Below are 20,555 nucleotides of genomic sequence, written 5' to 3'. Positions count from 1 at the left end.
TTAAAACCGGACCCCCAGTCCCACAGGGCACAGGGGGGGCCCAATTAACAATATTTTTGTCTTAAGGGGACCCCTCATGACATCCGGCCCTACCAACGAGCGTCATATTCAACTAACATTTTAGATGTGAGTGGGTTAGCGAAGGTGCCGAGGTCCCTCCTGAGGGACGAGGCCTACGAGAACATCCGCCGGGCGATCATCGACGGCACCTTGCCGCCGGGGACGAACCTGCGCGACGGCGACCTGGCCGATCAGCTCGGCTTGTCGAGGGCGCCGGTGCGCCAGGCGCTGCTGAGGCTCATCGAGGACGGCCTCGTCGAGTCGAAGCCGCAGAGCTACACACGCGTGGCCGGGTTCGTGCCCGACGACGTCCGCGACGCGCTCCAGCTGGTGCGCGCGCTGCACGAGTTCGCCGTCCGCGCGGGAGCGCCGCGGATGGGGGCCGCCGAGGTCGCGGCGATGCGCGCGGCCAACACCCGGTTCGCCGACGCGATCACCGCCGGGGACATCGCGGCCGCGATCGCCGCCGACGACGAACTCCACGACGTCCCGGTGGCCGCCGCGCGCAACCGGGCGATCGCCGCGACGCTGGCCCGCTACACACCGCTGCTCCGACGTCTCGAATACGCCCGCTTCGGCTCTCTGCCCGCGCACCGGTCCGTCCAGCGCCACGCGGAGCTGGCCGACGCCATCGAAGCGGGCGACGTCGACGCGGCCTGCGCGATCACCGCCACGATCTGGACCGAACTCGAAGCCCTCCTGGAGACGCCATGACCCTCGCCGACTTCCCGCGCTACCCGCTGCTGCTCGGCCCCTCCCCCGTCCACCCGCTCGACCGGCTCACCGCCCACCTCGGCGGCGCGAAGGTCTGGGCGAAACGCGAGGACGTCAATTCCGGTATTGCGTTCGGCGGCAACAAGACCCGGAAGCTCGAATACTTGGTAGCCGACGCGCTCGCTTCCGGGGCGGACACGCTGATCTCGATCGGCGGCGTGCAGTCGAACCACACCCGCCAGGTCGCCGCGGCCGCCGCGCGCGCTGGGCTCAAGGCCGTGCTGGTGCAGGAGAGCTGGGTCGACTGGAACGACCCGCTGTACGACAAGGTCGGCAACATCCAGCTCTCGCGCATCCTCGGCGCGGACATCCGGATGGTCGAGGCCGGATTCGGCGTCGGGTTCAAGGAGAGCTGGGAGAACGCGGTCAAGGAGATCGAAGCCGACGGCGGCAAGCCGTACGCGATCCCGGCGGGCGGTTCGGACCACCGCCTCGGCGGGCTCGGCTTCGCGAACTGGATCGTCGAGCTCGAAGCGCAGGAGGCCGAACTCGGCGTCTTCTTCGACACGGTGGTCGTGTGCTCGGTCACCGGCAGTACCCAGGCCGGGATGGTCGCCGGAGCCGCGCTGTCGGGCAAGCCGCGGCGGATCCTGGGTATCGACGGATCGGCGAAACCGGCCGAGACCCGCGACCAGGTCACCCGGATCGCCCGGGCGACCGCCGAACTGATCGGCGCCGGCGAGATCTCCGAGGTCGAGCTGGACGAGCGGTACCACGCCGGGATCTACGGCATCCCGGACGAGTCCACTTTGGACGCGATCCGGACGCTGGCGCGGCTGGAGGGTGTCCTCACCGATCCGGTGTACGAGGGCAAGTCGATGGCGGGGCTGATCGACCTCGTCGGCCGCGGTGAGATCTCGCGGGACTCGAACGTGCTCTTCGCGCACCTGGGCGGGCAGCCCGCGCTGAACGGGTACACGAGCGTGCTCTAGCTCCCGAAGTGTCATGAGGGGTCCCCATGGGACGAAAAATGTCCTAAGGGGACCCCTCATGACACGCGCGGGGATCAGTCCACCACGGCCAGGACGTCGATCTCCACCAGCAGCCCGGCGGGCAGGCCGACGTACACGGTGGTGCGGGCCGGGTGCGGGGCCTCGCCGATCAGCTTGTTGTAGACCTCGTTGAACACGCCGAAGTGGTCGACGTCGGTCAGGTACACGCGCACCATCACCGCGTCGGCCAGGCTCGAACCGGCGGCCTCGAGCACCGCTTCGATGTTCTTGAAGGTCTGCTCGGTCTGCTCGCCGACCGTGTCGCCGACGATGGCGCCGGTGGCCGGGTCGAAGGCGACCTGACCGGCCACCTGCAGGATGTTGCCCTTGCGGACCGCCTGCGAGAACGCGGCCACCGGCTTCGGCGCGTTCTCCGTGCTGATCGCGGTCTTGCTCATTCCAACTTCCCCTTTCGGTTCCCCGTCCATCCACTGTGGACGGAAGCTTCTTCGGTGGCGGCCACCAGTTCGGGCACGAGCCCCATCAGGCCGTCGTAGTCCAGCAGGACCTTCGGCACCGAGATCGACGCGGCCGCCAGCACCACGCCGCCCGGACCCCGGACCGGCGCGGCGACGCAGTGGATGAAGTCCTCGTGTTCGGCGTTGTCCACCGCGTAGCCGCGGTCGGCGACGAGCGCGAGTTCTTTCCCGTACGCCTCGGACGTGGTGATCGTGTTCGGTGTGCGGACGAAGAAGTCGATCCTCGACACCACGTCCGCCTGTTTCTCCGGCGTCATCGCCGCGACGAGCACCTTGCCGACGGCGGTGCAGTGCAAGGGCGCGCGTTTCCCGATGCGGGAGTACATCCGCACCGAATGCCTGCCCTCGAACTTGTCGATGTAGACGACCTCGCCGTCCTCATAGGACGCGAGGTGGATGGTGTGCCCGGTGCGCGCGTTGAGCCCGGCGAGCGCCGATTGCGCGGTGCGGCGGACATCGCGGTCCTCCAGCGCCTGCTGCGCGAGATCGAACAGCGCGCTGCCCAGCCGGTAGTACCGCTGCCCTTCCCGGCGTACGAAGTGGTGCGACTCCAGCGTCCGGAGCAGGCGCAGCACGGTCGACTTGTGCACGCCGATCTCCTCGGCGAGCTGATCGAGGGTCTTCGGCTCACGGGCGAGCCCGCTCAGCAGCGTGAGTGCCCTGTCCAGGCTCTGGCTCATCCGCCCACCAATCCCTTGTCCGTCAGCTTCGCCGCCGTCCATGCTGCCTCATCCGCACCGAGGAGCGCTTCGACGACGGATTCCGGCAGTGGCGTCCCCACGTCGTCGTGGGTCAACAGGGTGGCGGCGGCCTGGAGGTGACCACGCCGCAGCCGCGCCGCCGGGTCGTCGCCGCGCAGGGTGGCGGCGAGGAAGCCGGCCGCGAACGCGTCACCGGCGCCGACCGGCTCCACGACGTCGACCTGGAGCGCGGGCGAGAACAGGGGCGCCTCGTCGCCGTCGATCAGGGTCACGCCGCGTTCCCCGTGCTTGACGACCAGCGTCTTCGGCCCGGGCAGCGCGGTTCGCAGCCGCTCCGGGTCACCGGTCCCCCACACCCGCTCGGCCTCGTCCTCCCCGGCGAGCACGATGTCGGCGCGGGCGGCCAATTCGGCCAGCACCGAAGGATCGCGACCGGTCCACAGCGCGGGCCGGAAGTTCACGTCGAACGACACCAGCGTGTCGCCGCGCGGGCGTTCCATCAGGGCGCGCACCAGGTCGAGGCAGCCGTCCGACAGCGCGGGCGTGATCCCGGACAGATGGATGACACGCACCCCGTCGAGATCGAGTTTCCCCAGCAGCCCGGCGTCCATCCCGGACGCGGCCGACCCCTTGCGGTAGTACCGCACAGGGCTGCCTTGAGCACCGCTTTCCTTGATGTAGAGCCCTGTCGGACGCGTCGGGTCGACCATGACCGCGCTGACGTCCACCCCCGCGGCGGCGATCTCGCGCACCAGCGCGCGACCGAACGGGTCGTCGCCGACGGCGCTCACCCACGCGCTGGCGAAACCCAGCGCCGGGAGATGGCAGGCGACGTTCGACTCGGCCCCGCCGATCGTCCGTACCCACTTCCGCACCTCGTCGGGCGGCCCGGATTCGGCCGGTACGAACAAGGCCATCGACTCCCCGATGCACAAAACGTGGGGCGCGCTTGTCACCTTCGCGTCTCCTAGTCGTCACGCCGTTGACCTCTAGCGGACCGGATGCTACACCTATCCCACGCAATATGCGCAACGTCCGTTGCAACATACGCAACCGAGGTGAACCTCATGTTCGAAGCCGGCACCATCGATTCCGCCGCGGTCGCGGCCGTCCGCGAGGAGCGCGTCGACTGGCGCTTCCGCTCGGTCGCGCCCGCGCTGTCGGGACTCACGATCGGCGAAGCCGCCGCCCGCGGCGCGAAGCTGTTCGAGGACGGCTTCTTCGGCCCGTTCGTCGTCCTCGACGAAGAGGCCGTCGAACACAACCTGCGCACGATGGCCGACTGGTGCGCCGAACGTGGTGTCGCGCTGGCGCCGCACGGCAAGACGACGATGGCGCCGCAGCTGTTCGAGCGACAACTCCAGCACGGCTCGTGGGGGATCACCTGCGCGAACGCCGGGCACCTGCGGATCTACCGGGCGTTCGGGGTCTCCCGGATCCTGCTGGCGAACCAGCTTCTCGACCCGTCGGGCTTGAAGTGGCTCGCCGCGGAACTGGACGCCGACGACGACTTCGAGTTCGTCTGCTGGGTCGACTCGGTCCGCGGTGTCGAACTGATGACCGAAGCCCTGCGCGGTGCCCGCCGCAAGGTGGACGTCCTCGTCGAACTCGGCGCCGAGGGCGGCCGCACCGGTGTCCGCGACACCGAGACCGCGCTCGCCGTCGCCGAAGCCGCGCACGCGAGCCCCGCCCTGCGGCTGCGCGGATCCGGCGGTTACGAGGGCGCGCTCTCCCACCACACCGACGAGAAGTCGCTCCAGCTGATCAGCTCCTATGTGGACGGCCTACGCGAACTCGTCTTCGCCTTCCACGGCAAGGGCCTGCTCGACGACGCCGGGCAGATCATCGTCACCGGCGGCGGCAGCGCGTACTTCGACCGCGTCGCCGACGAACTCACCAAGGACTGGGGTGACCTGGACGTCCTGCCGATCCTGCGCAGCGGCGCCTACGTGACCCACGACGACGGCTTCTACCGCGTGATCTCCCCGCTGGGCGAGCACCCGCGGATCGAGGGCGTCGCCTCGTTCCGTCCCGCGCTGCGCGCCTGGGCCCAGGTGACGTCGAAGCCGACGGACGAACTCGCCCTGCTCACCATCGGCAAACGCGACGCCTCCTTCGACGAAGGCATGCCCGAGCCACGCCTGATCCGCAAGAGCGACGGAGCACCCTCCGTGCTCGAAGGTCACTCCATCCAGAAGATGAACGACCAGCACGCGTTCCTCACCCTGCCCGAGTCGTCACCGGTCGAGGTCGGCGACTGGATCGCCCTCGGTCTGTCGCATCCCTGCACCGTGTTCGACAAGTGGCCCCTCATCCCGGTCGTCGGCCCCGACGGCGAGACCGTGCTCGATTTCGTCCGCACCCACTTCTGATCCGTCCTCCACCGCCGCAGAGGAAGAATCATCATGGACATCGTCGTCCGCTCCGCACTGGTCGCCGACGGCACCGGGGATCCGCTCACCAGGCACGACGTGGGCATCTCCGGTGGCCGGATCGCCAGTGTCGCCGAACCCGGCTCGCTCGCGGGCCGCCGCACCATCGACGCCGACGGACTCGTGCTCGCGCCCGGGTTCATCGACATGCACTCGCATTCCGATCTCCAGCTGCTCGCCAACCCGGATCACCTCGCGAAGCTCTCCCAGGGCGTCACGACCGAGGTCCTCGGGCAGGACGGGCTCTCCTACGCGCCCGTGAACGACGACGTCCTCGCGTCTTTGCGCCAGCAGCTCGCCGGATGGAACGACGATCCGGCCGGCTTCGACTGGAACTGGCGCTCGGTCGGCGAGTACCTGGACCGGCTGGACGCCGGGGTCGCGGTCAACGCGGCCTACCTGGTGCCGCAGGGGACCGTCCGGATGCTCACCGTCGGCTGGGAAGACCGGCCCGCGACCGAAGCCGAGATGAACGCGATGAAGGAACTCGTCGCGACCGGACTGGCCGAAGGCGCGATGGGCATGTCGTCCGGGCTCACCTACACGCCAGGGATGTACGCCACCACCGAAGAACTCGTCGAACTGTGCCGGGTCGTCGGGGAGAACGGCGGTTTCTACAGTCCGCACCACCGCAGCTACGGCAAGGGCGCGCTCGAAGCGTTCGGCGAGATGGTCGACGTCTCCCGCCGTTCGGGCTGCCCGCTGCACCTCGCGCACGCCACCATGAACTTCTCGGTGAACAAGGGCAAGGCGGGGAACCTGCTGGAGCTGCTCGACGAGGCGCTCGACGACGGCTGCGACATCACGCTCGACACCTATCCCTATCTTCCCGGCGCCACGTACCTCTCCGCGCTGCTGCCGAGCTGGTCCACCGAGGGCGGGCTCGACGCCACGCTGGCCCGTCTGTCCGATGTGGACACCCGTGAGCGGATCCGCGCCGAGATCGAGGAGACCGGCTCGGACGGCGCGCACGGCGTGCCGATCGACTGGGAGGCCATCGAGATCAACGGCGTCCGCCGGGACGAGAACTCCCACCTCGTCGGACATTCCGTCGCCGCGTCGGCGCAGCGGGCCGGGAAACCGCCCGCGGAGCTGTACTTCGACGTCCTGCTCTCGGAAAAGCTCGGCACGTCCTGCCTGATGCACGTCGGACACGAGGAGAACGTCCAGGCGATCATGCGGCACCGCACGCACACCGGCGGCAGTGACGGCCTCCTCGTCGGCGCGCGGCCGCATCCCCGCGCCTGGGGCACGTTCCCGCGCTATCTCGCGCGCTACGTCCGCGAACTCGGCGTCCTCGACCTCGCCGAATGCGTCGCCCACCTCACCGGCCGCGCCGCGCGGCGCCTGCGGCTGACCGACCGGGGACTCGTCCGCGCCGGATACGCGGCCGACCTCGTGCTGTTCGACCCGGAAACCGTCGCCGACACCGCCACGTTCGACGAGCCGCGGCAGCAGGCCGCCGGTATCCCCCATGTCTTCGTCAACGGTGTCGCCGCCATCGACGATGGTCATCCGACCGGCGCCCTCGCCGGCCATTCGCTCAGAGCTAGTCGGCGGAGCTGAAATGTATCTACCCGAAGTGACCACACGCTCGAACCCGCCCCGGCCGAAGGCCCCGCTATCGCGGTGGCAGGGCGCCCTGGCATCGCACCGCGACGAGTATGACCAGACGGCGTCCTGCCGACGTCGATCGCGGTCGCGGGTTCACCAACAAACACAGAACCCCGGGAGTGCCCGATGATCGACTGGCTCCAACATTCGACGGGAGGTCTCCTGACCCTCGCCGCCGTCTCGATCGCGGTGTTGTTGTTCCTCATCATCAAAGTCAAACTCGAGCCCTTCATCGCGCTGATCGTGGTCGGCCTGCTGACCGCGCTGGCCGCCGGCCTGCCGGTCGTCCAGATCGTCGGGTCCGCACAGAAGGCATCGGATTCCCTGCTGGAAAAGGGTTTCGGCGGGATCCTCGGGCATATCGCCGCGATCATCGGGCTCGGCACCATTCTCGGGTCCATTTTGGAGCGCTCCGGCGGGGCACAGGTGCTCACCAGTGCGCTGCTGCGGGCCATCGGTGAGAAGCGGGCCCCGTTGGCGATGGGTCTCGCGGGCTTCGTCTTCGGCATCCCGGTGTTCTTCGACATCGGTATCTTCGTGCTGGCACCGCTGGTCTACGTCGCCGCCAAACAGGGCGGCCGTTCGCTGGTGCTGTACGCGTTGCCGCTGCTCGCCGGTCTTTCGATCACGCACGCGTTCCTCCCGCCGCACCCCGGCCCGGTCGCCGCGGCGGGCCTGCTGCACGTGGAACTCGGCTGGATCATCCTGATGGGCCTGGTCTGCGGCATCCCCGCGTTCCTCGTCGGCGGCGTGGTGTACTCGACGTGGATCGGCAAGCGGATCGACGTACCCGTTCCCGCGGAATTCCTTGTCGCGGAAGAAGAAGGCGAAAAGGAGACGAACCCGCCGCCGCTCGGACTGGTGCTGGGGATCATCGCGGTCCCGTTGGTGCTGATCCTCGCCGGTACCTTCGGCAGCATCTGGCTTCCCAAGGCCTCGGCGGCCGCCGGTGTCGCCGCGTTCATCGGTACCCCGGCGGTCGCGCTGACGGTCTCGGTGCTGCTCGCGTCGTGGCTGCTCGGCCTGCGCCGAGGCTTGACGGGCAAGGACTTGAGCGAGCTTTCGGCGAAGTCGCTGCGCCCGGTCGCGATGATCCTGCTGGTGGTCGGCGCGGGCGCGTTCTTCGGCGCCGTGCTGTCCGCGACGGGGATCGGAAAGGCTGTCGCGGGATCGCTGGACAACGCCGGTCTCCCGGTCATCCTGGCGGCGTACGTCATCAGTTGCGGTATGCGCATCGCGCAGGGTTCGGCGACGGTCGCGATCGTGACCACGAGCGGTATCGTCGCGCCGACCGTGGCGACGCTGGGCTACTCGCAGATGCAGCTCGCCCTGCTGGTCGTGGCGATTTCCGCCGGGTCGATCATCGCCTCTCACGTGAACGACGGCGGTTTCTGGATCATCTCGCGCTACTTCAACATGACGGTGCCGCAGACCCTGAAAACCTGGACCGTCCTGGAAACCGTCCTTTCCGTTTCCGGTTTCGGCGTGGCAGCATTGCTCATGGCAGTGGTTTAAACCACCTGAAAGCTGGGAGAGATCACGATGACCGGACTCGATCGACGCACCTTCCTCGGCGCCGTCGGAGCGGCTGGACTCACCACCGTTCTCGGTTCCCACCTCGCGAACGCCTCCGAACAGACCTGTGGACCGAAGGGAACCGGGGCCATCTACGTCAGCAGCTACACCAGTTCCGGGCACGGGCTCGATGTCGCTCACCGGGACGCGGCCACGAACGCGGTGGTCGTCGACCGGACGATCCCGGGAGTCAGCAACGCTTCCTGGTTCGACATCAGCGCCGACCGCAAGACGCTCTACGTGACCAATGAGGACGAGAACGGGCAGATCTCCGCGCTCAGCCTCACTGATCCGGCGAAGCCCAAGCTGCTCAACAAGAAATCGGCGAAGGGCCAGCACCCGACGCATCTGTGCGTCCACTCGAGCCAGAAGTACGTACTGGCCGCGAACTACAGCAGCGGCAGCGTCGTCGTCCTCCCGATCCTCGCGGGCGGAAAGCTCGGTGACGTCGTCGATCTGGCCCAGCACAAGGGCGCCGAGCGTGCCGCGCACGCGCACCAGGTGGTCAACGACCCCACCGGCAAGTGGGTGCTCTCGGTCGACCTCGGCGCGGACTCGGTCTACGTCTACAAACTCGACGTCACCACCGGGAAACTGAAGCTGAACCAGCAGCTGAAGCTCCCGTCGGGCGCCGGGCCGCGTCACCTCGCGTTCCACCCGAACGGCAAGTACGCGTACATCCTCGGCGAACTTCGCGCCGAGGTGACCGTCGCGGCGTGGAACCCGGCCACCGGGAAACTGACCGCCGGACAGGTCGTCAAGGCCGTTCCGGCGGGCACGCCCGGCGAGCAGTACCCGGGCGAGATCACCACGTCCAAGGACGGGAAGTTCGTCTACGCGTCCGTGCGCGGTTCGGACACGATCGCGTCGTTCGGCGTCGGCGAGGACGGCAAGTCCTTGAAGCTGCTGAACAACGCGCCCGTCGGCGGCGTCTACCCGCGTCACCTCACCCTGGATCCGACCGAAAGCTGGTTCTACGTCTCCAGCGACAAGTCCGGCACGCTGAGCTGGCTGCCGCGTGATCCCGCCACCGGTCTCCCGGGGGCCGTCGCCGGAAAACTGGCGCTCCCCCAGGTCAATTCCGTCTTTTTCGCATAAGGAGAGAAATTCCATGAGAACTCGCGTGCTCATCGCGGGCCTCGCGGCGGTCGGCCTCGTCGCGGCCTGCGCGCCGGCCCAGAACACCCCCGCCGCGAGCGGTGGCGACGAAAAGACCGGCACCGTCCGGGTCTGGCTGTTCGACGAAGCCAACCGCGCGCCCAAGGAGGCCGCGGTCAAGGAGGCGATCGCCGAGTTCAAGGCGGCGCATTCGGGCGTCGAGGTCGACGTCCAGTGGATCCCGGTGGAAGGCCGCGCGGACAAGTTCTCCGGCGCCTTCAACGACCCCGCGAGCGCGCCGGACGTCGCCGAGTTCGGCAACACCGACGTCTCCAGCTACGCCGCCACCGGCGCGCTGGCCGACCTGACCGGCGACCTCTCGTCGTGGAAGGAAGGGGCGGACATCCTCCCGGCGGTGCTGGAAACCGCGAAGTCCGGCGGCAAGACCTACGGGCTCCCCTGGTTCACCGGCATCCGCGCCTTGTACTACCGCACGGATCTCTTCGCCGAACTCGGCCTCAAGCCGCCCACGACGCTGGCGGAACTGACCGAGACCGCGAAGACGATCCGCGCCAAGAAGCCGGAGCTGTACGGCATCTCCGTCGGTGGCAAGTACACCTACGCGATGCTTCCGTTCCTGTGGGCGCACGGCGGCGAGATCGCCAAGCAGGACGGCGACAAGTGGAAGTCCACTGTGGACTCCGAGCAGGCCAAGGCCGGCGTGACGGCGTACTCGAACCTGCTGAAGGCGGACATCTGCCCGCCCGAGCAGTGCGCCAACCTCACCGGGACGCAGAGCATCACGGCGTTCGCCGGTGGCAAGGCGGGCATGTCGATCGGTGGTGACTTCAACCGCAAGGCCGTCGAGGCCGGCCAGGTGAAGGGCAAGTACGCGATCATCCCGATCCCGGGCACCGAGGCGGGCAAGATCGCCCCGGCGTTCGCGGGCGGCAACCTGCTCGGCGTGTTCAACGCGACCAAGCGCAAGAGCCTCGCGGTCGAGTTCACCGAACTGCTCGGTGGCGCGAAGTACCAGGAGAAGATGTACGTCGCCATGGGCAACCTGCCCACGCTCGGCAGCGTCCAGCAGAAGCTCGCCGCGAGCGACCCGTCGGTCAAGCCGTTCGTCGACACGCTCACCGCGGGCACGAAGTTCGTCCCCGCCACCGCGGCCTGGTCGAAGATCGACGCGCAGAACGTCCTGCCGACCGCGATCCAGCAGATCGCGACCGGCGGCAAGGACCCGGCGGCCGCGCTCGCGACCGCGTCCGCCGAGATGAACAAGGCGTTCGGCTAAGTGGTCACCAAGGAAATCCCCCGTACCACGGCTCCGGCCGTCCCGGCACGGCGGTCGCCCCGCCGTCGCCGGGACGGGCGGGCCGCCCTGCTCTACCTGGCGCCCGGCGGCATCCTGCTGCTGGCGATGCTGGTGTACCCGATCTACCAGCTCGTGCTGATCTCGTTCTACGACTACGGCCAGCCGCAGGCGGTCGGGAACGCGCCGCTGGTGTTCCTCGGCTTCCAGAACTACACCGATCTCCTGCAGAACCTCCAGTTCTGGGAGGTGCTGGCCAAGACCCTCGGGTTCACCGCGGTCTGCGTCGTCGGGAGTCTCGCGCTCGGGACGGGGCTCGCCGTCCTGGCGACCCGGGTCCGCGCCTGGGCACGGGTCCCGCTGTTCCTCGCGGCGCTGGCCGCCTGGGCGACCCCGGCGATGGCTGGATCGTACGTCTGGCTGTTCCTGTTCGACGCGGACTTCGGCCTGGTGAACGAGGTGCTTTCGGGCCTCGGGTTCACCGGGATGGCGAACCACTCCTGGACCTTCGACACCTACAGCACGTTCGGGCTGGTGGCCGCCGAGGTCATCTGGTGCTCGTTCCCGTTCGTCATGGTGACGATGTACGCGGGGCTCAAGGGTGTGCCGGAGGAGGTCATCGAGGCCGCGTACCTCGACGGCGCGTCGACCTGGCGCACGACGTGGTCGATCACGCTGCCGATGGTGCGGCCGCTGCTGACCATCGCCACCATCCAGTCGATCATCTGGGACTTCAAGATCTTCACCCAGATCTATGTGATGACCAACGGCGGCGGCGTGGCCGGGCGCAACCTCGTGCTCAACGTCTTCGCCTATCAACAGGCCTTCGCCGGACAGGAATACGGTCTCGGCGCGGCGCTCGGAGTCGTGATGACCTTGCTGCTGCTGTCCATCACCGGGCTGTACGTCCGGTCGCAACGCCGGAGCGCGGGATGGGTGTGACGACGGCGCCGAAGACTCGGCGGGTCAAGCGGCCCGGCAGGCTGATCGCCGAGATCATCTGCGTGGTGATCGCGGGGATGGTCGCGTTCCCGGTGTACTGGATGGTGCTTTCGGCGTTCAAACCCACCGGGCAGATCCAGGCGGAGAACCCCCGCCCCTGGACGCTCACGCCGACACTGGAGCACTTCGAACGGGTGCTCAGCGGCGAGGGCTTCGCGATGTTCTTCCTGAACAGCGTGATCGTGGCCGTCGTGGTGGTGGCGTTGTCGCTGCTGCTGTCGTTCCTCTCGGCGGTCGCGCTGACGAGGTTCAACTTCAAGGGCCGGACCGTCCTGCTGGTGATGGTGCTGGTGGCGCAGATGGTGCCGGTCGAGGCGCTGACCATTCCGCTGTTCTTCCTGATGCGGTCGGTCGGCGACGTCGCGCCCGCGTTCGGCACCAACCACCTCGGCTCGCTGATCCTGGTACACCTGGCGTTCAGCCTGCCGTTCGCGATCTGGATGCTGCGCGGGTTCGTCGCCGCGGTGCCGCAGGAGCTGGAGGAGGCGTCGAAGATCGACGGGGCGAGCCGCATGCGGTTCACCTGGCAGATCCTCTTCCCGCTGGTGGCGCCCGGATTGGTGGCGATCAGCGTGCTGGCGTTCATCCACGCGTGGAACGACTTCCTGTTCGCCAAGACGTTCATCATCTCCAACACCGAGAACCAGACGCTCCCGCTGGCGATCCTGGTGTTCTTCAAACCGGAGGACACCGACTGGGGCGCGGTGATGGCGGGCTCGACCCTGATGACCATCCCGGTGCTGGTGTTCTTCATTCTCGTGCAACGACGACTCGTGTCCGTCATGGGCGGCGCGGTGAAGGGCTGACATGCCTGGCTTCGAAACTCTGCTCCCCCGTCCCGTCTCGGTGGAACCGCTGCCGGGACAGTGTTCCGTACCGTCCGAAGTGGACGTGCGGACCGACGAACTACTGCCGGCCGAGGGCTACCGGCTGGAGATCGACCCGTCCGGCGTGACCTTGCACGCGGCCGACGCGGCGGGCGAGTTCTACGGCCGCCAGACGCTCCGGCAGCTCATCGGGCCGGACGCGTTCCGGGCGACTTCGATCCACAGTGGACAACGGACGATCCCGTGCGGTGTGGTCACCGACCACCCGCGGTTCGGCTGGCGTGGCTGTCTTCTCGACGTCGCGAGGAACTTCCGGACCAAGGCCGAGGTGCTGCGGTTCATCGACCTGCTCGCCGCGCACAAGCTCAACGTGCTCAACCTGCACCTGACCGACGACCAGGGCTGGCGGATCGAGATCGCCGAGTTCCCCAAGCTGACCGAGGTCGGCGGCTGGCGGAAGTCGTCCATGGTCGGTCGGCACGACGGGCCGGAGCGCGACGGGCGGCCGCACGGCGGGTTCTACACGATCGACGACCTCCGTGAGATCGTCGCGTACGCCGCCGAGCGTTCGGTGACGGTCGTCCCGGAGGTCGACATCCCCGGGCACGCGCGGGCCGCGATCGCCGCCTATCCCGAACTAGGACCGGAAACCACCGAGCCGTGGGAGGTGTGGACGAGCTGGGGCATCAGCACGTCGCTGCTGAACACGGAGAAGTCCACTGTGGACTTCTTCAAGCGCGTGTTCGACCACGTGCTGGACATCTTCCCGTCGGAGGTCATCGCCCTCGGCGGTGACGAAGTCCCCGGCGCGACCGAGGAACACGGCTGGTTCGTCCGCGAGATCGCCCGGCACCTGGTCGAACGGGGACGTCGCCCGCTCGGCTGGGACGAGGTGCTCGAAGCGGGTGACCTGCCGCCGATGGTCATCGGCTCCTGGCAGAGCGAGGCGGCCGGCGCGCGCGCCGCGGCCGCCGGTCACGACGTCGTCATGTGTCCCGAGGACCACGTATACCTGGACCACCGGCAGTCCGATCACCCCGACGAGCCGATCCCCGTCGGCTACCTGAGCACACTGGAGAGCTTCTACGGCTACGAGCCGGTGCCGTCCGATTTCCCCGAAGGGAAGTCGATTCTCGGCGCGCAGGCTCAGGTGTGGGCGGAGCATCTCGACAACGTGCGGCGGGTGGATTACGTCGCCTTCCCGCGTCTGTGCGCTTTCGCCGAGGTGGCGTGGAGCGACCCGGCGGGGCGGGACTACGCGGAGTTCCTGCCGCGCCTGCGGGACCACCATCTGCCGCGACTGGACGCGCTGGGCGTCGAATACCGGCCGCTCGACGGGCCGCACCCGTGGCAAACGCGGCCGGGGGTTCCGGGCCGTCCGCGCTAGCCGGCAGTGGTTGGACATCGGGTGGGCCGCCCTACGGTGGCCCACCCGGCTCCTTCAACATCCGTTGTCGCCGCGGAGCTCCCGCATCGCTTTCAGGAGCACGTCGGCGGCCATCGCCCAAGTGCGTTTCCCCGCCATCTCCTCACGCAGAAGTCTCGCCATCCCGAAAGAGGGCTTGGGATTGGCGAGAACGGCCGCGATCGCGTCTCCCCACCGCAACGTGTCCTTGTACTCCTCTTCCGTCACCGGGATCAGCTTGTTCGACAGATCCACCGACAGCTCGGATTGTTCCTCGGAGAGCAGAAGGCCCAGTCCGCTTCGCTTGCTGATCAGCGTCGGCACACCCAGCTTGATCGCCTCCAGCCCGACCAGCCCGAATCCCTCGGATCGGGAAGGCATGATGACGACGTTCGCGCGGTGCAGATCCCGCCGCAGATCCTCCCTGTCGGAAGAGTACGGTCGTGGGACCACCCTGAGAGAATCGTTCCCGGCCCAGCCTTTTACTTCGCGGATCAGACGCTCGGAGTCGCTTTTCTCGGCTCCGCGAAGCACCAGTTCGACTTCAGGTTCGTTCGCCCCTCGCTGCGACAACACATGCCCCAAAGCCCTGGCGGCGATGTCGACCCCTTTGATCTGCGCCTCTTGATATCCCAGCCTCCCCATCAGCAGTACGCGAACCGTGTCGCTGAGCACCGGCGTTTCCGCCACGTCCTCCGAGACATCGAACCCCGGGTCGAGCCGCACCACCTCGGGGCCTGCGGAACCACGCAGATGGTCCCTCAGGTTGTTACTCAACGCCGGCCCGACCCCGATCGCCAGATGCGCCTTCTTCGCGATCTCGATCTCGTGCTTGCTGCGCTCTTCGGCACGGGCGGCCGGGTCTCCGTCCATCTTCCGTTTGTCGACCTCGACTCGATCGGAGACGACATGCAGAAAATGCAGGAGCTTGGCGTCCCGGTAGTGGTCTTCGACCAGCCACAGGGCCGCTTCGCCCGTCTTACGGCCGTGCCCGATCACGAAATCGGGAGCGATCGGCGGGGACACGACCGGCGGCCGGGACAGTGCGCTTTCCGGCTCTCCCAGCGCGGAGGGAGGATGCACCAGGTGGACGCCTGCCGCCGCCGCGTCGTGCCTCTCCTCGTCACTGGCGCTCGGTACCGAGCAGTAGACCTCCGCTCCTTGCGCGGCGAGTGCTTTGCAGAGTTCGCGATTGATGGTGCTGATACCGCCGCCGTGATTCGAGGCCCACTCGGTGTTGACCGCCAGCACACAAACCCGCCCTGGGTCGGCGACCGTCAACTCTGGTCGGGGCTCGTCACTTCGCGGCTCTCCGTGGTCCTGCTGCGCCTGAGCCATCTGTTCGCTGCGGAGCCGCTCGACATCTGCGACCGCGCCGACTTCGTTGTACAGGGCGATCGCCGCCGCGCGATGCGCGTCGGAGTCGACCAGGCGACTCTGTGCGGCCGCTACTCGGCCAAGGCCCTCGTAGGCCACCGCCTCTTCTCGCTGCGCTTTACCCGATCTAGCACGGTCGATCGCTGCCCGGTAATGGTCCGCCGACACATCGAAGTTACCCAACAGTAGTTCCGTTTCCGCGAGGTGAGAGATGAGCTGCGCGATATCACCGTCGCGAACGAGAAGTACCAGGTAGTCCTCCAGCACTTTCTCGAAGTTGGCCTTCGCAGCGGCAAGCCCGCCAAGCCGGAGCTCGCAACGCGCGATGCAATCGAGCGCGATCGCCGCGTTCGATTGCTGCGCCTGATCGCGATAGAAGGCCCAGGCGCGTCGCGAGAGGTCCAGCGCCTGACTGAAGTCGCCTCTCTCGTAGGCGAGCCAGGCCCGGTTCGCTCCGACGTTCATCTCGCCGAATCGGTCGTCGGCGGCGGAGAACTCCATCTGGGCGCGCGAGTAGAGCTCCATCGCCGCGTCCTTGCGGCCGAGCTGCATGTTGGCCAGCCCAAGGTTGTTGAGGACGATGGCGACCGCACGATGGTCACCCGTGCGCGTCGCCGCCTCCATCGCCTGTTCGTAGCAAGCCGTCATCAGTTCCCACTGCTTGGTGGCATAGAAGTAGCCTCGAAGGCAATAGGCGAACTGCCAACAAGATTTGTCGTCACGCCGCAAGGCCATCTCTTGGAGCAACGGGAGGAAGTTGTCGACTTCGCTCTCCATCCATTTGCCCGCCGAATAAGAATCCGGGAATAACGGTGTCTCCACGGCCGGAGACGCCAGATCGAGCTCAAGTCGATAGCGATGCTCGTCGATGTGGGAATCAGCGGCGGCGGCGGCGTGCAAGAAGTACTCGAAGAGCCTCCTTCTCGCCGAATCTTCCTCCGGATCGGACAGCAGTTCAGCCTCAGGACGGCGCAGGTGGTCCCGCAACACATCGTGCAGGCGGTATGCACTGTGAGAATGACGTTCGAGCATCCCTGCCCTGATGAGCTCGTCCAGCAGGCTTTCGGCCGCGGCAGGGGTGATTCCGGCCAGAGCCCCGGCGGCCCACGCGTCCACCCGGGGGCCTGGATGCGCCGCGATGAGCTGCAGCATCGCCAGCTGTGCGTCGGACAGCGTGGCGCAGGAGGCTTCGAGTACCGCGGTCACGCTTCGCAGCCCATCGGTGAATTCATGATGTCGAGCTGCTTGATCGGCGAGGCGGGCAGCCACATCCTCAAGCCGCCGCGCCGGATTGTCCCGGAAACGCGACGCGACGATGCACACCGCGAGGGGAAGCCGATAGCACATCTCGGTGATCTTCCGGACGACCGCCGGATCGCCCCTTTCGTTCTTCGCTCCCAATTCGGCGACCGACGTGAACAGAGCGACCGCGGCCGCAGGTTCCAGCGCCCGGACGTGCTGGTGCAGGGCCGCGTCCAAGACCGTCAGTGGCTGACGGCTGGCGATTATGACCGCGGACCTGCCGTTGGGAGGGCGCAAGGCATGCACCTGCTGAGCACTCGAGACGTTGTCGAGCATGACCAGGACGCGGCGGCTGGCGAGTTTCTGCCGGAGAAGCGCGGTCCGGTCTTCCTCGGACGACGGCACCAGTTCGCCAGGCACCCCCAGCCGTCGCAAAACACGGACGAGGGCCTCGTCTTTTCCCAAGGGGTGACTGTCCGGGTTGTAGCCCCGCATGTCGAGGTAGATGCAGCCGTCCGGGTAGTCATGATGGAGCCGCTCGGCCACCCACAGCCCGATCGCCGTCTTGCCGACACCGGCCATGCCGTAGAGCACGCAAACACGCGCTAAGCGACTCGGCTCGGCGGGGCTGAGATACCGCTCGAGCGCCCTCGCTTCGTCGTCACGACCGATCAACTTGCTCGGCCCGGCAGGCAGGTCACACGGTGGTTCGACACGGGCACGCCGTTCATCGACTGCCAGGACCGCGGCCGCACGTGCCAGCTCGTTCCCAGTTCCCAGGACGCGATCGCAAGCGGCGGCGAACGTGGTCGTCGGTGGTGCCACTCCGTGCTCCACACGACTTATCTGCGCCTTGCTGTAGTGGATCAGATCCCCGAATGCTTTCAAGGACAAGCCAGCACCGGTGCGCAACTCCTGCACTCTCGCCCCGAAGGCCTTTCGATCCACCGCTGCCCCTCTTCTCGCGGTCACTCGCGTTGCTCAGGTGTTCACCCATGGTCAGGCAAGACACCTCGACAAAGGGTCTCGCCGAGCCGTTCAGCCGTTACAAAACCCGATGGGAACGATGGAACGGCATGGCAGGTCGCGGCCACCACTACACATGGTGAAGTCTCTGGGGAGAAGAGACTACTGGATGAAACCTGCGCCAGTGCCGGCTGAGAGGATCCAACGAACTTGTCCGATGCGACCTACGACGTCTTCCTATCGTTCTCCGGCGACGATCGGAAGTTCGGCCGCGCCCTCGCGAAGAAGCTGCGGGCGCAGAAGATGGACGTTTTCCTCGACGAGGACGGGATCGCGCGCACCGACAGCCTCACGGAGCGTATCGAGCTTGCCTTGCAAAGGTCGAAAACGCTCGTCGCGTACTACTCGGCGAACTACGGCAGCAGGCCCGCGTGCCAGCACGAACTCATGACGGCCTTCCTGGCCGCTCAGCGGGAAGGCACCGTTCGACAGCGGATCCTGGTGATCAACCCCGAGCCGGGGACGGACCATATTCAGCCGATCGAACTGGCGGACACGAAGTTTGCCCTGGCCAGGGCGAGGCCTGGGAGGCTTGCCCGGTGGATCGCGGGAAAGACACGCGAGATGGACGGTCCCATCGGTCCCCCACCGTCTTTCGAGGGACATCTGTGGCCTGCCTGGCTGACTCCGTACGTCCAGAGGTTCTTCGGACGGCACCGTGAGCTTTGGAAGCTTCACACGGAACTCCACGCCAGCAAGTACCCGGTCATCAGGGATCGCGCCTATGGTTCGTTTGTATCGGTCTGGGGCTTGTCCGGCTCTGGGAAGACCGCTCTCGTAGCGAACTACGCATGGCGCTTCGGGGACGCATTCCCCGGCGGAGTCCACTGGCTGAGCCTAGCCGGAGCCGGGTCGAGGCTGGATCGGATCCGGTCAGTCTATAGTGGCGAACTCCGAGGTGTCGGCCGCAAGATGGGCCTGGACCTCGGCCTGGTCCCGGACGACCGACTTCCCTCGACCTTGGCTCGAGCACTCGGCACGTCCGCTGCCGCCAGCCTGTGGATAGTCGACGACCTGCCCCCTGGTTGCGGTCCCGCGGACCTCGACCATCTGGTGCTCCCCGGCGGATGCGGAGCGCACACGATACTCGTCGGTCAGGATGGCGCTTTCAAAGATCATCTGCCTCACGTCCGGGTGGGGCCGCTGTCTACGGCCGAAGCGAACAAGTTGCTGGATTGGTATCGGAAGCCTGACGATGACGTGGACCGGAAGAGCCGCCGGGCTCTCATCCACGACCTGGGCGCCAACCCAGGACCGCTGGTCGCCTTGGGCCTGCACCTCAGGGACCGGCAGGGGCTTTCTTCTTACCGAACAGCCGGAGACGAACTCGGCGCCAAGCAATCTTTGCGTCATGCCGTGTTCGGGGATGCCCGGCGGCTCGTCCGCCGGATGAGTGGTGACGAGTTGGATCTCCTCGGCTTCATTTCCCGGGCCGACCAGTACGAATTCCCCAGTCACGTGCTCGCGACGGTTCCCAGCTTCGCGACCGTCGATATCGGCGCCGTGTTGAACCGCTTGCTCAGCCGCTCGGTGGCGACCCGCGACGGTACTCGATGGAGGGTCGATCCTTGGGTGGTGGAAGCAGCTAAGGGGCGAGTACGGGCACTCGATGTCAAAGCCATCCCGCAGACCGAAGTCACCGACTTCCGCGTAGAGGTCGCCGAGTTTCTCAAGCCGGCGGACGGGTCACGAAGAGAAGACCGGGTGCCAGTGGCCGAGGCAAGCCGACCTCGACGAATCGTGGCCGGTATCTCCGCCCGTCGGCGATGCTGTCGCCGCGGTCCGGGCTGCTCACGCTGTACGACACCGTGAGCGTTCCCGGACGGTTCGGCTGCGGATGCACGGTCGCGTCGTGAAACGATCCACCGATCGCTCGCTTCGGATGCTCACATAGAACCCGCGATTCGCCGAACAAGCCGGTCGCGGAAACAAGACCATGATGGCCCCTTCCTCGCATCAGCTGTGCGGAAGAGGCCATCATGGCCTCATGAGTGATCAGTCCGAGCGGTGGGTCGACGCCACCCAGCTTCCTGAAGAACTCGTTGCTCTCATCGACACCCTCCGCCCCGGCGAGGACGTGCGTATCACCCGGAACGGCGAGACCATCGGGACGATTTCCGGCGCTGTTCAAGAAGAACCGGCTCCTTCGACGGACTCCGAGGACATCACCGTCGTGGCCACCGCCATGAAGCTGTCAGCGTCGGCGCGGGGCTCGTTGTCCGAGCGACTCGGCCCCGGTTACCTCGTCCTGGACCTGCACTCGGCTCCCCCGACCGTCGACGTGCTGCTGGTCCCGCCCGCCAGCCCACAGCTGATCGGCAACTTCCGGGCGCTGTATCCGAAGGCCCGGATCGTGATCACGGAGATCGAGGACGCCGAACTCGGGGTCAAGTACGAGGGCCCGGTCCGCCGCCTCCTCGACGCGGGTGCCGAGGCCTATCTGCCGTCGAGCACGATCCCGCGACTGGCCGAGCAGCTGGATCGCACGATGACCCAGCTGAACCAGCTCACCGGTGGTACGTCGGCTCCCCTGACCATCGAATCGCCGCGGGATCGCGCCTTGGAGTGAATGGTGCGGTCATATCGGCTGATACCAGCTGATTGTCATCACTCTTAAGAGGCGAATATGCCGACTA

Annotated in this window: 16 protein-coding genes; 12 read left to right on the top strand and 4 right to left on the bottom strand. The window is 67.2% G+C overall.

From position 1 onward, the window contains the following. Nucleotides 1-144 precede the first annotated feature (144 nt). Nucleotides 145-774 (top strand): GntR family transcriptional regulator, encoded by a 630-nt coding sequence (locus ACFWMR_RS03525; protein ID WP_378376668.1) that lies wholly within the window; start codon nucleotides 145-147, stop codon nucleotides 772-774. After that, a complete protein-coding gene (locus ACFWMR_RS03520) occupies nucleotides 771-1,766 on the top strand; it encodes a 1-aminocyclopropane-1-carboxylate deaminase (protein WP_378376666.1) in 996 nt (331 codons plus the stop codon). The genes ACFWMR_RS03525 and ACFWMR_RS03520 overlap by 4 nt, the downstream gene beginning before the upstream one ends. 74 nt (nucleotides 1,767-1,840) lie before the next feature. On the opposite strand, the gene ACFWMR_RS03515 is transcribed toward ACFWMR_RS03520, so the two are convergent. Genes ACFWMR_RS03515 through ACFWMR_RS03505 form a run of 3 tightly spaced genes read right to left on the bottom strand, consistent with a single transcriptional unit; the run spans nucleotide 1,841 to nucleotide 3,923 of the window. Continuing rightward, nucleotides 1,841-2,224 carry a RidA family protein gene (locus ACFWMR_RS03515; protein ID WP_093933515.1) on the bottom strand — a complete coding sequence of 128 codons (384 nt, stop codon included), beginning with the start codon at nucleotides 2,222-2,224 and terminating at the stop codon, nucleotides 1,841-1,843. After that, nucleotides 2,221-2,985: an IclR family transcriptional regulator gene (locus ACFWMR_RS03510; RefSeq protein WP_378376664.1), complete on the bottom strand. Its 765-nt coding sequence runs from the start codon at nucleotides 2,983-2,985 to the stop codon at nucleotides 2,221-2,223. Before ACFWMR_RS03510 ends, ACFWMR_RS03515 begins: the two co-directional genes overlap by 4 nt. Further along, complete coding sequence (locus ACFWMR_RS03505) at nucleotides 2,982-3,923, bottom strand: sugar kinase (RefSeq protein ID WP_378376662.1); 942 nt, start codon at nucleotides 3,921-3,923, stop codon at nucleotides 2,982-2,984. The genes ACFWMR_RS03510 and ACFWMR_RS03505 overlap by 4 nt, the downstream gene beginning before the upstream one ends. Before the next feature lie 150 nt (nucleotides 3,924-4,073). On the opposite strand from ACFWMR_RS03505, the gene ACFWMR_RS03500 reads away from it, so the two are divergent. The 8 genes from ACFWMR_RS03500 (at nucleotide 4,074) to ACFWMR_RS03465 (ending at nucleotide 14,256) form a co-directional block, all read left to right on the top strand. Beyond that, nucleotides 4,074-5,378 (top strand): amino acid deaminase, encoded by a 1,305-nt coding sequence (locus tag ACFWMR_RS03500; RefSeq protein WP_378376660.1) that lies wholly within the window; start codon nucleotides 4,074-4,076, stop codon nucleotides 5,376-5,378. A gap of 33 nt (nucleotides 5,379-5,411) precedes the next feature. Further along, entirely contained in the window at nucleotides 5,412-7,004 is a 1,593-nt protein-coding gene (locus ACFWMR_RS03495) for an N-acyl-D-amino-acid deacylase family protein (RefSeq protein WP_378376659.1), read from the top strand. A gap of 174 nt (nucleotides 7,005-7,178) precedes the next feature. Beyond that, nucleotides 7,179-8,567, top strand: coding sequence for a GntP family permease (locus ACFWMR_RS03490; RefSeq protein ID WP_378376657.1), 1,389 nt, complete (start codon nucleotides 7,179-7,181; stop codon nucleotides 8,565-8,567). A 27-nt stretch (nucleotides 8,568-8,594) separates the two neighbouring features. Beyond that, complete coding sequence (locus ACFWMR_RS03485) at nucleotides 8,595-9,725, top strand: lactonase family protein (protein WP_378376655.1); 1,131 nt, start codon at nucleotides 8,595-8,597, stop codon at nucleotides 9,723-9,725. 13 nt (nucleotides 9,726-9,738) lie between these two features. Then, entirely contained in the window at nucleotides 9,739-11,022 is a 1,284-nt protein-coding gene (locus tag ACFWMR_RS03480; RefSeq protein WP_093933508.1) for an extracellular solute-binding protein, read from the top strand. Further along, nucleotides 11,023-11,982, top strand: a complete 960-nt coding sequence (locus ACFWMR_RS03475) for a carbohydrate ABC transporter permease (RefSeq protein ID WP_378376652.1) — start codon at nucleotides 11,023-11,025, stop codon at nucleotides 11,980-11,982. Beyond that, a complete protein-coding gene (locus ACFWMR_RS03470) occupies nucleotides 11,973-12,848 on the top strand; it encodes a carbohydrate ABC transporter permease (protein ID WP_093933506.1) in 876 nt (291 codons plus the stop codon). The genes ACFWMR_RS03475 and ACFWMR_RS03470 overlap by 10 nt, the downstream gene beginning before the upstream one ends. Nucleotide 12,849: 1 nt before the next feature. Beyond that, nucleotides 12,850-14,256, top strand: coding sequence for a beta-N-acetylhexosaminidase (locus ACFWMR_RS03465; protein ID WP_378376651.1), 1,407 nt, complete (start codon nucleotides 12,850-12,852; stop codon nucleotides 14,254-14,256). Between the two features lie 54 nt (nucleotides 14,257-14,310). On the opposite strand, the gene ACFWMR_RS03460 is transcribed toward ACFWMR_RS03465, so the two are convergent. Next, entirely contained in the window at nucleotides 14,311-17,841 is a 3,531-nt protein-coding gene (locus ACFWMR_RS03460; protein WP_378376649.1) for a glycosyltransferase, read from the bottom strand. 228 nt (nucleotides 17,842-18,069) lie between these two features. On the opposite strand from ACFWMR_RS03460, the gene ACFWMR_RS03455 reads away from it, so the two are divergent. Further along, entirely contained in the window at nucleotides 18,070-19,731 is a 1,662-nt protein-coding gene (locus ACFWMR_RS03455; protein ID WP_378376647.1) for a toll/interleukin-1 receptor domain-containing protein, read from the top strand. Nucleotides 19,732-19,906: 175 nt separating this feature from the next. Continuing rightward, nucleotides 19,907-20,488, top strand: a complete 582-nt coding sequence (locus ACFWMR_RS03450; protein WP_378376646.1) for a hypothetical protein — start codon at nucleotides 19,907-19,909, stop codon at nucleotides 20,486-20,488. The last annotated feature ends 67 nt before the right edge of the window (nucleotides 20,489-20,555 follow it).

The organism is Amycolatopsis thailandensis, from assembly GCF_042723255.1.
Taxonomy (GTDB): Bacteria; Actinomycetota; Actinomycetes; order Mycobacteriales; family Pseudonocardiaceae; genus Amycolatopsis; species Amycolatopsis thailandensis.
This window is presented reverse-complemented; position numbering and strand designations above follow the sequence as displayed.

What these genes read in the sequence shown, in the direction of transcription:
- ACFWMR_RS03490 (WP_378376657.1), top strand. Translation starts at nt 7,179, where the DNA reads ATGATCGACTGGCTCCAACATTCGACGGGAGGTCTCCTGACCCTCGCC.
- ACFWMR_RS03500 (WP_378376660.1), top strand. Translation starts at nt 4,074, where the DNA reads ATGTTCGAAGCCGGCACCATCGATTCCGCCGCGGTCGCGGCCGTCCGC.
- ACFWMR_RS03465 (WP_378376651.1), top strand. Translation starts at nt 12,850, where the DNA reads ATGCCTGGCTTCGAAACTCTGCTCCCCCGTCCCGTCTCGGTGGAACCG.
- ACFWMR_RS03510 (WP_378376664.1), bottom strand. Translation starts at nt 2,985, where the DNA reads ATGAGCCAGAGCCTGGACAGGGCACTCACGCTGCTGAGCGGGCTCGCC.
- ACFWMR_RS03450 (WP_378376646.1), top strand. Translation starts at nt 19,907, where the DNA reads ATGAGTGATCAGTCCGAGCGGTGGGTCGACGCCACCCAGCTTCCTGAA.
- ACFWMR_RS03515 (WP_093933515.1), bottom strand. Translation starts at nt 2,224, where the DNA reads ATGAGCAAGACCGCGATCAGCACGGAGAACGCGCCGAAGCCGGTGGCC.
- ACFWMR_RS03520 (WP_378376666.1), top strand. Translation starts at nt 771, where the DNA reads ATGACCCTCGCCGACTTCCCGCGCTACCCGCTGCTGCTCGGCCCCTCC.
- ACFWMR_RS03485 (WP_378376655.1), top strand. Translation starts at nt 8,595, where the DNA reads ATGACCGGACTCGATCGACGCACCTTCCTCGGCGCCGTCGGAGCGGCT.
- ACFWMR_RS03505 (WP_378376662.1), bottom strand. Translation starts at nt 3,923, where the DNA reads ATGGCCTTGTTCGTACCGGCCGAATCCGGGCCGCCCGACGAGGTGCGG.
- ACFWMR_RS03480 (WP_093933508.1), top strand. Translation starts at nt 9,739, where the DNA reads ATGAGAACTCGCGTGCTCATCGCGGGCCTCGCGGCGGTCGGCCTCGTC.
- ACFWMR_RS03470 (WP_093933506.1), top strand. Translation starts at nt 11,973, where the DNA reads ATGGGTGTGACGACGGCGCCGAAGACTCGGCGGGTCAAGCGGCCCGGC.
- ACFWMR_RS03495 (WP_378376659.1), top strand. Translation starts at nt 5,412, where the DNA reads ATGGACATCGTCGTCCGCTCCGCACTGGTCGCCGACGGCACCGGGGAT.